The organism is Streptomyces sp. NPDC025806 (genome assembly GCF_055558275.1).
In genome coordinates this window covers 43964-56836 of record NZ_JBVHMU010000011.1, presented here as the reverse complement: position 1 = coordinate 56836, position 12873 = coordinate 43964, and the positions used below count along the sequence as shown (strand labels likewise).

General features: G+C 72.2%; 15 protein-coding genes. 6 read left to right on the top strand and 9 right to left on the bottom strand.

What is annotated here, in order from left to right; all coding sequences use genetic code 11:
* The first annotated feature begins 151 nt into the window (after positions 1-151).
* Both ACZ4E1_RS24775 and ACZ4E1_RS24770 read left to right on the top strand, forming a co-directional pair.
* Positions 152-1651, top strand: coding sequence for an NCS1 family nucleobase:cation symporter-1 (locus tag ACZ4E1_RS24775; protein WP_467542662.1), 1500 nt, complete (start codon positions 152-154; stop codon positions 1649-1651).
* 26 nt (positions 1652-1677) lie between these two features.
* Entirely contained in the window at positions 1678-2403 is a 726-nt protein-coding gene (locus ACZ4E1_RS24770) for an aspartate/glutamate racemase family protein (protein WP_467542660.1), read from the top strand.
* Between the two features lie 54 nt (positions 2404-2457).
* Here the strand turns inward: ACZ4E1_RS24770 and ACZ4E1_RS24765 are convergent, their stop codons facing one another.
* The 5 genes from ACZ4E1_RS24765 to ACZ4E1_RS24745 form a co-directional block, all read right to left on the bottom strand.
* Positions 2458-3252: a DUF4389 domain-containing protein gene (locus ACZ4E1_RS24765; RefSeq protein ID WP_467543247.1), complete on the bottom strand. Its 795-nt coding sequence runs from the start codon at positions 3250-3252 to the stop codon at positions 2458-2460.
* Positions 3253-3258: 6 nt separating this feature from the next.
* A complete protein-coding gene (locus ACZ4E1_RS24760) occupies positions 3259-3888 on the bottom strand; it encodes a class F sortase (protein ID WP_467542658.1) in 630 nt (209 codons plus the stop codon).
* A gap of 133 nt (positions 3889-4021) precedes the next feature.
* On the bottom strand, positions 4022-4558 hold the full coding sequence (locus ACZ4E1_RS24755; RefSeq protein WP_467542656.1) for a hypothetical protein: 537 nt from the start codon (positions 4556-4558) through the stop codon (positions 4022-4024).
* Between the two features lie 241 nt (positions 4559-4799).
* On the bottom strand, positions 4800-5390 hold the full coding sequence (locus ACZ4E1_RS24750) for a LysE family translocator (RefSeq protein ID WP_467542653.1): 591 nt from the start codon (positions 5388-5390) through the stop codon (positions 4800-4802).
* Positions 5391-5557: 167 nt separating this feature from the next.
* Positions 5558-6550 (bottom strand): Acg family FMN-binding oxidoreductase, encoded by a 993-nt coding sequence (locus ACZ4E1_RS24745; RefSeq protein ID WP_467542651.1) that lies wholly within the window; start codon positions 6548-6550, stop codon positions 5558-5560.
* Between the two features lie 122 nt (positions 6551-6672).
* Between ACZ4E1_RS24745 and ACZ4E1_RS24740 the strand changes: the two genes are divergently transcribed.
* Positions 6673-7137 carry a universal stress protein gene (locus ACZ4E1_RS24740; RefSeq protein ID WP_467542648.1) on the top strand — a complete coding sequence of 155 codons (465 nt, stop codon included), beginning with the start codon at positions 6673-6675 and terminating at the stop codon, positions 7135-7137.
* 115 nt (positions 7138-7252) lie between these two features.
* Positions 7253-8311, top strand: a complete 1059-nt coding sequence (locus ACZ4E1_RS24735; RefSeq protein WP_467542646.1) for an alcohol dehydrogenase catalytic domain-containing protein — start codon at positions 7253-7255, stop codon at positions 8309-8311.
* Between the two features lie 24 nt (positions 8312-8335).
* Here ACZ4E1_RS24735 and ACZ4E1_RS24730 read toward each other — a convergent pair whose 3' ends face one another.
* Complete coding sequence (locus ACZ4E1_RS24730; RefSeq protein ID WP_467542644.1) at positions 8336-8779, bottom strand: MarR family winged helix-turn-helix transcriptional regulator; 444 nt, start codon at positions 8777-8779, stop codon at positions 8336-8338.
* A gap of 92 nt (positions 8780-8871) precedes the next feature.
* Between ACZ4E1_RS24730 and ACZ4E1_RS24725 the strand changes: the two genes are divergently transcribed.
* Positions 8872-9219: a DoxX family protein gene (locus ACZ4E1_RS24725; RefSeq protein ID WP_467542642.1), complete on the top strand. Its 348-nt coding sequence runs from the start codon at positions 8872-8874 to the stop codon at positions 9217-9219.
* 11 nt (positions 9220-9230) lie between these two features.
* Here ACZ4E1_RS24725 and ACZ4E1_RS24720 read toward each other — a convergent pair whose 3' ends face one another.
* The 3 genes from ACZ4E1_RS24720 to ACZ4E1_RS24710 form a co-directional block, all read right to left on the bottom strand.
* Positions 9231-10205, bottom strand: a complete 975-nt coding sequence (locus tag ACZ4E1_RS24720) for a TIGR03621 family F420-dependent LLM class oxidoreductase (RefSeq protein WP_467542640.1) — start codon at positions 10203-10205, stop codon at positions 9231-9233.
* Positions 10206-10246: 41 nt separating this feature from the next.
* Positions 10247-11485, bottom strand: coding sequence for a DegT/DnrJ/EryC1/StrS family aminotransferase (locus ACZ4E1_RS24715; RefSeq protein WP_467542639.1), 1239 nt, complete (start codon positions 11483-11485; stop codon positions 10247-10249).
* A gap of 69 nt (positions 11486-11554) precedes the next feature.
* Positions 11555-12046, bottom strand: coding sequence for a VOC family protein (locus ACZ4E1_RS24710; protein ID WP_467542636.1), 492 nt, complete (start codon positions 12044-12046; stop codon positions 11555-11557).
* Between the two features lie 235 nt (positions 12047-12281).
* On the opposite strand from ACZ4E1_RS24710, the gene ACZ4E1_RS24705 reads away from it, so the two are divergent.
* The gene (locus ACZ4E1_RS24705; protein ID WP_467542633.1) at positions 12282-12863 is read left to right on the top strand and encodes a TetR/AcrR family transcriptional regulator; all 582 of its coding nucleotides are present in this window, start codon (positions 12282-12284) and stop codon (positions 12861-12863) included.
* Positions 12864-12873: the final 10 nt, after the last annotated feature.

Below are 12873 nucleotides of genomic sequence, written 5' to 3'. Positions count from 1 at the left end.
AGCTTGTCCCGTTGTGACTCATGTCACGGAGTTTCGTGTGCCTGGAAACCGTTGACCTCTGGAAAACCGGCGTCGTAACGTCCAGTTCACATTCTTTGGAACTGTGTTTTCGCACAGCGGAAATTGCACGGCGGAAAGTTGAGGGGTCCCCATGGCCACTGCTCAGCAACGGCCCCCATCCCAGACGGAGCCGGTGGAGGTGGCGGGCGTCGACATCAGCCCGCGGCTCTACAACAGCGACCTTGCACCGACCAAGGTCCAGGGGCGCAGTTGGGGCGCCTACAACGTCTTCACCCTCTGGGGCAACGACGTCCACAGCCTGGGCAACTACGCCTTCGCCATGGGCCTGTTCGCCCTCGGGATGAGCGTGTGGGACATCCTCATCGCCTTCGCCGTCGCGTCCGGCATGCTGTTCGTCCTGCTCAACCTGTCCGGCCGGATGGGCTCGCGCACCGGCGTCCCGTTCCCCGTGATGAGCCGGATCGCCTTCGGCGTCCGCGGTTCCAAGCTGCCCGCCGCGGTCCGCGGCGCCGCCGCCATCGCCTGGTTCGGCATCCAGACCTACCTCGCCTCCCAGGTGCTGCGCACGCTGGTGACGGCGCTGTGGCCGGGCGCCGCCGACTACGACAAGAACTCGATCCTGGGCCTGTCCACGCTCGGCTGGATCGCGTTCCTCGTCCTGTGGGCCGTCCAGGTCCTGATCGTCAGCTACGGCATGCAGGCCATCCGCCGCTACATGGCGCTCGCCGCGCCGACCGTCCTGGTCACCGTGCTCGCGCTCGCCGTCTGGATGTTCGTCAAGGCCGACGGCTCCATCGCGCTGGACAACGGCACCCCGTTCCAGGGCGGCACCCAGTGGCTGCACATCTTCGAGGCCGCCGCCCTGTGGGTCGTCGTCTACGGCACGTTCGTCCTCAACTTCTGCGACTTCACCCGGTCCGCGAAGTCCAACCGCGCCATCTCCCGCGGCAACCTCGTCGGCATCCCGGTGAACATGCTGTTCTTCGCCGCGATCGCGGTCGTGCTCAGCGGCGCCCAGTTCCGCATCGACGGCCAGGTCATCACCAGCCCCACGCAGGTCGTCAAGGACATCCCCAGCACGATCCTGCTGGCCCTGGCCTGCCTCGCCCTGCTGATGCTGACGGTCGCCGTCAACCTCCTGGCGAACTTCGTCGCGCCGGTGTACATGCTGGTCAACATGTTCCCGCAGCGCCTCACCTTCCGGAGCGCCGGCGTCGTCAGCGCCGTCATCGGCCTGGTGATCCTGCCCTGGAACCTGTACGACAGCCCGGTCGCCGTCACGTACTTCCTCGGCGGACTCGGCGCCCTCCTCGGCCCCGTCTTCGGCATCGTCATGGCCGACTACTGGCTGCTGCGCAAGGCCCAGATCCACGTGCCGCACCTGTACACCGAGCACCCCGAGGCCACGTACCACTACCGGCGCGGCGTGAACATGAAGGCCGTCGGCGTCTTCGTGCCCGCCGCCGCCCTCTCCGTGATCATCGCGCTCGTTCCGACCTTCTCCGGCATCGCGGGCTTCTCCTGGTTCATCGGCGCCGGCATCGCCGCCGCGCTGTACTGGGCCGTGAACGACCGCAAGCAGACCTTCGAGCACGTCGACGGCGAGAGCATCGCCGTCGCCGCCGAATGATCCACACCCCTTGGAGTACCACCCCCATGCGCATCCTCGTCGCCAACGTCAACACCACCGAGTCGATGACGAAGGGCATCGCCGAGACGGCCCGCGCCGTCGCGGCGCCCGGCACCGAGATCGTGCCGCTCACACCGGACTTCGGACCGGAGTCCTGTGAGGGCAACTACGAGAGCTACCTCGCCGCCATCGCCGTCATGGAGAAGGTGCGCGCCTACCCCGAGCCCTTCGACGCCGTCATCCAGGCCGGCTACGGAGAGCACGGCCGCGAGGGCCTCCAGGAGCTGCTCGACGTCCCCGTCGTCGACATCACCGAGGCGGCTGCCAGCACCGCGCAGTTCCTCGGCCACAAGTACTCGGTCGTCACGACCCTCGACCGGGCCGTGCCGCTCATCGAGGACCGGCTCAAGCTCGCCGGGCTCACCGACCGGCTCGCCTCCGTGCGCGCCAGCGGCATGGCCGTCCTGGAGCTCGAGAGCGACCCGGACGCCGCCGTCGCCGCGATCGTCGAGCAGGCCGCGGCTGCCGTCGAGCAGGACCACGCCGAGGTCATCTGCCTGGGCTGCGGCGGCATGGCGGGCCTGACCGAGCAGGTCGTCGCGCGCACCGGCGTCCCCGTCGTGGACGGCGTCGCCGCCGCGGTCACCATCGCCGAGTCGCTGGTCCGCCTGGGCCTGACCACGTCGAAGGTGCGCACCTACGCGCCGCCGCGCTCCAAGGCGATCCGCAACTGGCCGCCGCGCACGGCCTGACCGAACCCGGCCACACCTGACCGTGGCCGTCCCCCTGCGGCTCTCACCGGAGCGCTACGGCGCCGGCTGGTGGGAGCCGTACGGGTCTGTGCGGCCGTCGTCGTCGCCGTCGTAGTCCACGGTGCCGCGGACGACCTGGCCCGCGAGGCCGAGCAGCAGGAAGACCACCAGGAGCACCTTGGCCGAGGTGTCGAGCAGCAGCGGCCGGGTCCCGGAGCGGACCTCGGCGGGCGGCACCGGAGCGTCCCCGAACAGTCCCTTCGGGTAGGCCGGGGTCAGCAGGTGCCAGTAGGCGGCCGTCCGGAAGCTGTACCGGGCCACGGCGGCGGTCGCCGCGTACAGCGGCTCGGGCAGCCGCCCCAGGACCAGTGTGATCAGCCAGAACACCCAGGACAGCGCGGCCCACCCGCTCTGGGCCAGCGAGGTGAGGATCGCCGCGGGGATCACCAGGATCAGCCGGAACAGCACCGCGAGCCGGTTCAGCGGCGTCGGGCGCAGCTCGATCTGCACAGGGTGGTCCGGCGCCGAGAACGCGAACGGCGGATACCGGTCCACGAGAAGGGTGGCACTCGCGTTCACCCGGGTCGTGTACACGAGCACGGACCCCAGGAAGCGGTAGATCCCGTCGGGCAGCCGGCCCAGGAACAGCGCGGCGAACCAGCCGGCGATCGCCACGAACACCGCGGCGATCGTCAGCACCGCCAGGACGACGAACTGCGGGAGCAGCAGCAGCCAGCGCAGCAGCACGGTCCAGCGGCGCTGGCGCCCCGGCGGCGGGATGTCCAGGACGGGCAGGAACTCGCGGGCCGCCTCGGGCGCGGGGCGGGGGTCCCAGGTTGCGGTCACGATGCCTCCTCAGGAGGAGAGATGGGCGGTGACGACGACGTTGCCCTTGTACCGTCCGCGCTCCTCGTCGTAGCCGCCACCGCAGGTGATCAGGCGGAGTTCGGGGCGGCCGGTGTCGCCGTACACCTTCCGGTCGGGGAAGTCGTCGGACGCGTACACGTCCACGGAGTCGACGGTGAAGCGGGCGGTGCGGTGGTCGGCCCGCGTGATGTCGACCGTCGTGCCGGGCTTCAGCGCGCCGAGCCCGTAGAACACGGCGGGGCCGTCCGGGATGTCCACGTGACCGGCCACGATCGCCGTGCCGCGGGTGCCCGGGACCGGGCCGTCGGCCCACCAGCCCGCGAGGTTGTCGTCGTCCTCCGGCGGCGCGGCGAGCCGGCCGTCGTCCTGGAGCCGCAGCTTCGTCAGCGGCGCGTCCACGCGCAGCTCCGGGATCACGACGCGAAGCGGCCGGGCGGCGGGCATCGGCGCGACCGCCCGCCCGCGCACCACCGCCCCGGCCACGGCCCCCGGCTGCGGCGGCCCGGTCCGCGCGTCCGCCACCGTGAACGCGAACGCGCCCGCCGCGACGAGACTCAGGACCAGCCCTTCGCCGGCCCGGCGCAGCCGTTTCCCGGGGGAGCGGTGGGCATCGGGCACGGGCTGTCTCCTGGGCGAACGGGGTGAGCGGGGCGGAAGGGAGCCGGCGGGAGCGGCAGGGCGCGGGACGGGCCCGGCGCCGCCGTACGGCTCGTTCGCGGTACGGGGGCGCCGGGACGTCGCGCGGGGGGCGTCAGTTCTGGCGGTTGCCGCGGCGGCGCAGGGCGAAGCCGGCGGCGGCGGCGAGGGCCAGGCCGCCGGTCGCGGCCAGCGCGGGGACGCCCGCCGGATCGGTGCTCGTCGAGCCGGAGCCGGTGTGCATGGCACCGCTCGGCTTGTCCTTCATCGGCGCGGTCGGCACCGGCGTCGCGGGAGCGGTGTGCTTCGGCACGGGCGTCGAGGTCGCCGGAGACGTGGGCGAGGCGGACGTCGACGGGGACGCCGACGGGTTCGCCACAGAGTCGCCGCACAGGCGCTGGGCCTCGGAGGCCGTGGAGTTCGCGTTCTGCTCACCCGCGGCGAGCTGCTCCTTGGTGACGTTGACGTGGTCGCCGCCGTCGTACTGCTTCTTCATCGCTTCGTAGTCGGCCTGGGCCTCGACCGCCTGCGACTTGGCCGCCTCACAGTCGGCCGGTGAGCCCGCGCCGGCGGCGTGCGCGGCCGTCGGTGCGGCGAGCAGCAGGGCGGAGCAGGCGAGCGCGGTGCCGGTGGCTATCTTCAGCGAACGCATCAGGGATTCCTCCAACGGATCCAGCGGGGGAGCGGTCGCGGCACGTCGTGCGCCGTCGTCGGGACCGCCGCCCACGACCCAACCCGCCGTCCAGCCCGCCCGCAGTCCCGGTGGCCCGCTCCGACGCCGGTCACCGCCCGCAGGCCGGTAAACCGGTGCAGGTCAAGGCCGCCGGTGTGGTTCCTTGGGGTGAACTCCGGCGCGCCTGCGCCGAACAGGGGGAGGGCCTGATCGCGAGGGCTCACAGCCGCGAGGGTGCGGAGCGGCCGAACAGCAGGCCGGCGGCGAAGCCGAGGAAGGCGACGCCGGTGACCTGTTCCAGGCGGCGCCGGAACGCGGGCCGGTGGATCCGCTCGCCGAGCGCGGAGGAGGCCCGGGCCAGAATCCCGTACCAGACCGCGAGTTCGACCACGTCGACGGCCGTCAGGAGCAGCGTCGTGCCGAACAGTCCCGCGCCCGGCGGCACGAACTGCGGGATCAGGCTCATGTAGAACACCCCGGCCTTGGGGTTCAGGAGATTGGTCGCCACTCCGCGCCGGAAGGCCACGGCCCGTCCCCCGCCTCCACCGCCCTCCCCGTCCGGCTCCGGTGACGGCGCGCCCGCACGTCGTAGCGCCGAGACCCCGAGGAACACGAGATACAGGGCGCCGCACACCCGCAGCGCGTCGTACGCCGCCCGGGAGGCGGTGAGCAGAGCGGTCAGGCCCACGGCGGTGGCCACTCCCCACCCCACGCAGCCGACGAGCACTCCCGCGGCGGCGGCTCCCCCGACCCGCCGACCCCCGGCGACGGACGCCCGCACGACGAGCAGCGAATCGGGCCCGGGCGCCACATTGATCAGCAGCGCGACACCGGCGAAGGCGAGGACGGCGGTGAACAGGTCGGTGTGCGTTCCGGGCCCCCTGAGGCAGCGGACGGACAGGCGGAGCGAGCGTGCCCTTCAGGGTTCAGGGTGGACCTGCGGACCGCACGGGTCCAGAGACAGGCCGACCCCCGACCTCACTTCTCGAAGGTCAGCACCTCCGTGACCGGACGGCGCGGGGTGGCGCGGCCGCGGGGACCGTAGCCGAGGCGGAGCACGATGTGGACGTGTCCGGTCGTGGAGGAGGGGTCGCGGGCCAGGGTGCGCAGTTCGGGCCACTCCATGGGCTGCGACATCAGGGAGGTGGAGAGGCCGTCCAGGGTCGCCTGGAGCAGCACGCGCTGGAGTGCCTGACCGGCCCGCAGCCAGTCCACCGGTCCGTCCTCGACCGTGCCGAGCAGGGCGATCTGCGGATGCTTCTCGAAGGGTTCCGCCGTGCGTCCGGCGACCTGGCGCGCGGTGTCGAAGTCCCGTACGGGTGAGGTGACGTCGTACTGGCGCGGGCCGAGCGCGTAGGCGGGGATCCCCTCGTCCGACAGTCCCTCGTCCGCCGCCCCGGTGCGCGTCCACGCCGCGAGCTCGGCCCGCATCGACTCGTCCGCCGCCTCGAACAGCTCCGACGCGCGGATGAGCCCCATGACCGTCTCCGTGTGCCACTCGCCCGGCACCACGAGCTTGCAGCCCTCCAGGAGAGCCGCCGCGCCCAGACCGTCCAGGATCTCCGGCGCCACCGGCTCCTCCGTGAACGGGAACCGGCTCGTGTGCCGCTCGCGCAGCGCCGGGTACAGCGCGGCCGACTCCTCGGGACCGGAGCCGGCCTCCTCGAACCGGACGTCGGCGAGGTGCCAGGGGTCGCCGGGATCCGGCAGCAGCTCCACCACGGCCCGCAGCTCCCGCTCCGCGGCGGCCACCCGCAGCCCGAACAGCGCGGCCCCGCACCCGAGGTGCAGAGCTCGGTGGTCCGGATCCTCCCGGGGCAGCTCGCGCGCCGGGTCACCGTGCAGCTCCACGGTGCCGGAGCCCTCCCGGTGCACGAATCTCCACGGCTGCGCGTTGTGCATCGACGGGGCCGTGACGGCGTCCTCGACCAGCGAGGTCACGACGGAGCGGGGCACAGAGATGGTGGTCACGATTCCTCCCGTCTCGGGAACGAGATCTCCATTGTCCCCCCTGGGCCTGTACGCGGCTTTCGTATGGCAGTGCGCTCGTTTCTCGCACAGGCTGGAAGGAGGCATCCAGAAGGGACGCGGCCATGGACACGCAACAGCGGACAGCACGGATCGTGGTCGGCGTGGACGGCTCGCCCTCCTCCCAGGCCGCACTGCGCTGGGCCGTGCGGTACGCGGGGCTCGTCGGAGGGCGGGTCGACGTGGTCAGCGCGTGGGAGATCCCCGGTGAGGCGTCGTGGTCGGCCCCGGCGGCGGACGGCGAGTTCGACCAGGAGGAGGCGGAGCGGCGCCTGGTCGAGGAGGTCAGGACGGTACTGGGCCGTGAGGCCGGTGCCGCCGACGCGGGCCCGCCCCTGCACGAGCGCGTGGTGCACGGCCACCCGGCCGAGGTGCTGGTCGAGGCGTCGGAGGGCGCGGACCTCCTCGTGGTGGGCAGCCACGGCCGCGGAGCGTTCCGCCGGGCCCTGCTCGGTTCGGTGAGCCAGCAGGTGACGCAGCACGCCTCCTGCCCGGTGACGATCGTGCGCCAGGACCTGTCCGGCACCTGATCCCGCCGCACGCGGCACTCTGTACCCCTCGACCGTCCACCACTACGTTCGCCGCGAGCATGCCGCCGCAGACGCGGGCCGTCGCAGGCGGCGACGAACAAGGACGGTGACCGCCGTGAGCCGTACCACCATGCGCGCCTTTCGCATCCCGGAGTGGGAGCATCCCGCCGAGGTCGTCGAGGTGCCCGTTCCCGTGCCCGGGCCCGGACAGGCGCTGGTCGAGGTCGCCGGCTGCGGCCTGTGCCACTCGGACTTCACGATGCTCGGCATACCCGCCGAGATCGGCCGCGTCCTGGGCTGGTCCATGCCGTTCACACTCGGGCACGAGACCGCCGGCCGCATCGCCGAACTCGGCCCCGGTGTCACGGGGTTCGCCCCCGGTGACCCGGTCGCCCTGGTTTCCCCCGCGTCCTGCGGCACCTGCACCTACTGTGTGCGCGGCCTGGACGCCAGCTGCCCGAACGCCCCCGCGGGGCGCGGCTTCGGGCGCGACGGCGGCCTCGCCGAGTACGTGCTCGTCGACGACCCGCGTGCCCTGCTGCCCCTGGGCGGCCTCGACCCGCGCACCGCGGGCCCGCTCACCGACGCCGGCGCCACCTCGTACCACGCGGTGCGGCGCGCGGTGCCCCGGATCCGGCCGGGCGGCACCGCCGTGGTCATCGGCGCGGGCGGACTCGGCGCGTTCGCGGTCCAGTTCCTGCGCCTGCTCACCGGCGCCCGGGTGGTGGCCGTCGACACCGACGAGGCCCGCCTGAAGCTGGCCACGGAACTGGGCGCGCACGACACGCTCGTCGGCACCACCGAGGAGACCGCCGCCGAGATCCGGTCCCTGACGGACGGTCACGGAGCCGACGCCGTCCTGGACTTCGTGGGGGTCGACGCCACCGTCACGGCCGGTGTCGCGGCCGTCCGCCCCGCAGGTGTCTTCGGGCTGGTCGGCGCCGCGTCGGGCCGCCTCCAGGCGCCCTGGTACGGCGGACTGCCGCGGGACGGCGAGGTGTTCACCTTCCAGGGCAGCGGCATCGCCGACGTCCAGGAGGTGCTGCGGCTCGCCGAGTCCGGCCGCATCCGCAACAACGTCGACCTGTACCCGTTCGCCCAGGTCGAGGCGGCGTACGAGGCGCTGCGCGACGGCGCCCTCCAGGGGCGTGCCGTCGTCACCTTCGGGGACTGAGCGCCCCCGCCGCCGTCATGCCCGCTACTCGCCGCACTCGTGCGTGGCGGGATCTACCACGACGCGGTCGAGCAGGCCCCGCAGCAGGGTCTGCTCGGCCTCGGTGAGATCGCCGAACAGCTCGCGCTCGGCCACGCTCACCGCCGCGTCGATCCGCTCCAGGGCCTCCTGGCCGGCCGGGGTGATCTCCACGATGTGACGCCGCCGGTCGGCCGGGTCGCGGCGCCGCTCGCACAGCCCCGAGGACTCCAACTCGTTCAGGATCGCGACCAGTTGGCTGGGGTCGACCTCCATCGTGACGGCCAGCTCGCGCTGGCTCGTGGCCCCCGGCGCGAGGTGCATCAGGGTCATCGCGTTGCGCGGGTGCAGCCCGGCGACGGCCACGGCGGCGCGGATGCGCGCACCGGTGAGCTCTCCGCGGAAGGAGAGGAGGAATCCGAGGCGGTCGTTCGGGTGCGCTGCTGCCATGCCGTCCACCGTAACAGTGGGCTCATTATGGATCGACATAAATCATTGATACTCTTCAACGGTTGTCGTCCCCAGATCGTTGGAGTGTCCCCATGTTCATCGGCTATGTGATCGTCGCCGCGCTGCTCGCGCTCGCCTCCGCCGGGTCCGCCTTCGCGACCTTCACCCGTCAACCGCAGGTCGTGAGCGGCATGACGAAGGTGGGCGTGCCCGACTCCTGGCTGCCCCGGCTCGCCACCGCGAAGGCGGCGGGCGCGCTCGGTCTGCTCGCCGGTCTGGTCGTCGCGCCGCTCGGCATCGCGGCCGCCGTCGGCCTCGTGCTCTACTTCGTCGGCGCGGTGATCTCCCACGTGCGGGTCAAGGACTTCGCGGTGGCGCCGGTCGTCGTCCTCACCCTGCTGGCCGTGGCCGCCCTGGTGCTGCGCATAGCCTCCGCCTGACCTGTCCGCCTTCAGAGCCCCGCGTCCGGCGCCGCCAGGGCCGCGGCCAGCGGGGCCACGGCGGCGGGATCGGCGGCGCCGAAGTCCACGTAGTCGAGCCCCAGATCCCGCTGCCGCTGCCGGAGCTGCTCGACGCACTCCTCGACGGTGCCGACCAGCAGCCCCGTCGAGCGCCGGCCGACCTGCGGGTCGACCCCGTAGGCCCGGCACACCTCGGCGAGCGCCCCCGGGGTCTGGCGCGGGCTGTCGACGACCCGGCAGGTCCAGGTGACCGACAGATAGGACAGGGTGTCGGGGTCCCGCCCGGCCCCCTCCGCGGCCTCCCGCACCCAGCCGATCTTGGCCGCCATCCGTTCCGGGACCATGTCCTCGATGACGTCCGCGTCGTACGCCGTGCCGTGCCCGAGGTTCGAATGGATCCCGGCGATCTGCGCGTGCCGCCCGGCCAGGGCGAGCATCCGTTTCCCGCCGCCGCCGATCACCAGCGGCGGATGCGGCGTCTGCACCGGCGCGGGCGAACCGGTCAGACCCGACACCTCGTAGTGCGGGCCGCTGTGGTGGACCGGGCCGCCGCCGAACAGCGCCTTGATGACGTCCACCGACTCCGTCAGCCGGTCCACCCGCCGGCCGGGCGGGTCGAAAGGCAGACCGGCGGCCGCGTACTCGGCGGCCAGATAGCCCGCCCCCAGACCCAGATCGAGCCGCCCGCCGGACAGCGCGTCGACGGTGGCCATCGCGTGGTGGGTGATCACCGGATGGCGGTAGTCGTTGCACAGGACCAGCGCCATCAGGCGCAGCCGCCGCGTGCTCGTCGCGAGGGCGGCCAGCGTGGCCACGGGATCCTGCACCCCCGCCTGGAAGTGATCGGACACCGAGACGGCGGTCAGGCCGCTCTCGTCGAGCAGGCGCAGCCGACGCCGCCAGGCGTCCACGTCCCGTCCGATCGGCGGTGCGTACACGGCGGTTCTGATGGGTGGGGTCGGCATGGCCTGGCCTCGGAGCCTTTCCGGTGCGGGGGAGCGACAGGTCAGCGCAGAGCGGCTGCGGCATCGGCGGCGGGGGCGAACCGCGAGGCGAACGCGTGGATGCTCGTCACGACGTGGTCGAGCTCCTCGTCCGTCGTGCCGTGGCTCATGCCCAGCGACATCCCGCGCTCGAACACCGCGTCGGCCTCGGGCAGCCCGCCCTCGGGGACGCGGTACTCGACGTCCCGCATCATCGGGTGCCGGGTGATGTTGCCGCTCCACACGGTGCGGGTGTCGATGCCCGCCGACTCCAGCGACTCCTGGAGGTCGCCGCGCGCGAAGCCGGCGTCGGGCCGCACCGTCACCGGGTAGCACAGCCACGCGGTGTGCCAGTCGGGCAGCTGACGCGGCAGCGAGAACAGCGTCGGGTACGCGCCGAACGCCTTGGTGAACGCCTCGAAGATCTCCGCCCGGCGCGCGAAGTTCTGGTCGAGCTTCTTCAGTTGCTGGAGCCCGAACGCCGCCCCCAGCTCCGAGGGTTCGAAGTTCCACGGCAGCACGTCGAAGATGAAGTCGTTGTCGTACGCGACCCCGTCGAGGTCCTCGCGGAACACCCGGCCGGTCCGCGCGGAACCGAACAGATGCGGCTCGGACCGCCGTCCCCACCGGCGCAGCATCAACGCCTTGTCGCGCAGCGTCTCGTCGTCCAGGCACACCATGCCACCGTTGCCGGCGCAGGTGACGATGTGCGCCATCGCGAAACTCGTGACGGTGATGTCCGAGCGGCTGCCCGTCCTCGTCCCGCGCAGCGTGGTGCCGATGCAGTCGCAGGAGTCCTCGATGACCTTCAGGCCGTGCCGGTCGGCGATGTCCCGGATGGCGTCCCAGTCGGGTGCGTTGCCCGCCAGATTGGGGATGAGGATGGCCTTCGTCCGCTCGGTGACCAGTTCCTCGATCTTGCTCACGTCCACGTTGTACGTGTCCGGCTCCACGTCCACGAAGACGGGGATCCAGCCGCCGCGCACGATGGGCCCGACGTCCGTGGAGAAGGTCAGCGGCGAGGTGACGACCTCCGCGCCCCGGGGCAGGTCGAGCAGTTCCAGGGCGAGGTAGAGGGCCGAGGAGCCGGAGTTGCACATCACGCCGAGGCGCTTGCCGTACAGCTCGGCGACGGTCGCCTCCATCTCCGCCACGTTCTTGCCGATCTTCAGGCCGAACGGGCCGCCGCGCAGCACCTCCAGGCAGGCGTCGATCTCGGCGTCGTCGTGCACACTGCGGGCGTAGACCACACGCGGGCTCATGGGTTGCTCCTTCGCTGGTGACGGATTTCTCGGTGCGGTGCGGGTTCTCGGCATGCGTGCTCCCGCGGGTCAGGGCTCCGGGGGCGTCGCGGGACGCCCCCGCTCCAGTCGGTCGGCGAGCCGTGCGGCGAGGCTCCGGTCGAGGAGTTCGAAGACCTGGCCGAGCGGATCCCGGTGGTACGTGGCGCCTGCCGGGCTGAACCCGTCCCGCACCCCGGCCATCCACACCGGCGCCCCCGCCGACTCCGCCGCGCGGGCCGCGGCGGGCAGGTCGTCCACGACGAAGCCGAGGTGGTGGATGCCCGGCGCCGCGCGCCAGATCTCCGACCCCGGGACCTCACGCAGGAGTTCGAGGTGGGGCGCGCCGCCGGCCGAGAGTCCGATGCGCTGCGTCCCGGTGTGCTCGACCCCGCCGATCCGGCACACGAACCGCGTCTCGTCGAAGACCGTGACGGACAGGCCGTAGATCCGCCGGACGTCCTCGGCGGCCTTCTCGATGTCCGCCACGACCACGCCGACGTGGTGCAGATCGGCCAGGGACCAGTGCTGCGCGAGTGACATCGCCGCCCCTCCTTCCCGGGCCGTCGCGGCCCGCCGGAGAGCAGTAGTAGTGCCGATTGAACGCTTGGTCAACGGCGTGTCCCACGCAGTGGGACCCGGGCCGGGGAGTGCCCTGACCAGGCAACTGGCAAGGTAGGAGCCCTACTTGGAGAGATTTCGAGCGAACCGATTGACCTGTGTGCGGGGAGCCGTCTAGCTTCCGTTGAGCAAGCGATCAATCAAGTGGAGGACGCAGATGCCCACTGTCGAGATCCGCCGGGCGGACATTCTGAAGGCCTCCGCGGAGCTGTTCGCGGCCAAAGGCGTCGCGACGACCACGGTGCGCGCGATCGCGTCGGAGGTCGGGGTCCGGTCCGGTGCGCTGTACCACTACTTCCCGTCCAAGGACGCGATCGTCCAGGAGCTGCTGCACACCTACGTGCGGGGGCTGAAGGCCCGTTACGACGAGGAGGCTCCCCGCAGTCTCGATCCGCGGGCCCGGCTGCGGGCGATCGTCGAGGTCTCCCTGCGCACCGCGGCGGACGACCCGCACACCACCACGCTCTACCAGAGCGAACTGACGAACCTCCGTGACGTGCCGGAGTACCGGCACATCAAGAAGCTGGCCGACGAGGCGCAGCAGTGCTGGCTGGAGGCCATCGACGACGGCAAGCGGGCCGGGGTGTTCCGGGAGGACATCCCCTCGAAGGTCTTCCACCGCTTCATCCGTGACGCGGTGTGGCTGTCGGTCAAGTGGCGCCACCCGGAGGACGCGTACACGAGCGAGGACCTCGCGCGGGACTGCATGGCGATCTTCCTCGACGGCTTCGCGGCATGAGCCGAACCGG

Bases quoted from the DNA above. Each gene is read 5' to 3' on its own strand.
- ACZ4E1_RS24770 (WP_467542660.1), top strand. From the start codon at position 1,678: ATGCGCATCCTCGTCGCCAACGTCAACACCACCGAGTCGATGACGAAG.
- ACZ4E1_RS24775 (WP_467542662.1), top strand. From the start codon at position 152: ATGGCCACTGCTCAGCAACGGCCCCCATCCCAGACGGAGCCGGTGGAG.
- ACZ4E1_RS24730 (WP_467542644.1), bottom strand. From the start codon at position 8,779: ATGGCAGCAGCGCACCCGAACGACCGCCTCGGATTCCTCCTCTCCTTC.
- ACZ4E1_RS24755 (WP_467542656.1), bottom strand. From the start codon at position 4,558: ATGCGTTCGCTGAAGATAGCCACCGGCACCGCGCTCGCCTGCTCCGCC.
- ACZ4E1_RS24720 (WP_467542640.1), bottom strand. From the start codon at position 10,205: ATGCCGACCCCACCCATCAGAACCGCCGTGTACGCACCGCCGATCGGA.
- ACZ4E1_RS24715 (WP_467542639.1), bottom strand. From the start codon at position 11,485: ATGAGCCCGCGTGTGGTCTACGCCCGCAGTGTGCACGACGACGCCGAG.
- ACZ4E1_RS24725 (WP_467542642.1), top strand. From the start codon at position 8,872: ATGTTCATCGGCTATGTGATCGTCGCCGCGCTGCTCGCGCTCGCCTCC.
- ACZ4E1_RS24705 (WP_467542633.1), top strand. From the start codon at position 12,282: ATGCCCACTGTCGAGATCCGCCGGGCGGACATTCTGAAGGCCTCCGCG.
- ACZ4E1_RS24710 (WP_467542636.1), bottom strand. From the start codon at position 12,046: ATGTCACTCGCGCAGCACTGGTCCCTGGCCGATCTGCACCACGTCGGC.
- ACZ4E1_RS24740 (WP_467542648.1), top strand. From the start codon at position 6,673: ATGGACACGCAACAGCGGACAGCACGGATCGTGGTCGGCGTGGACGGC.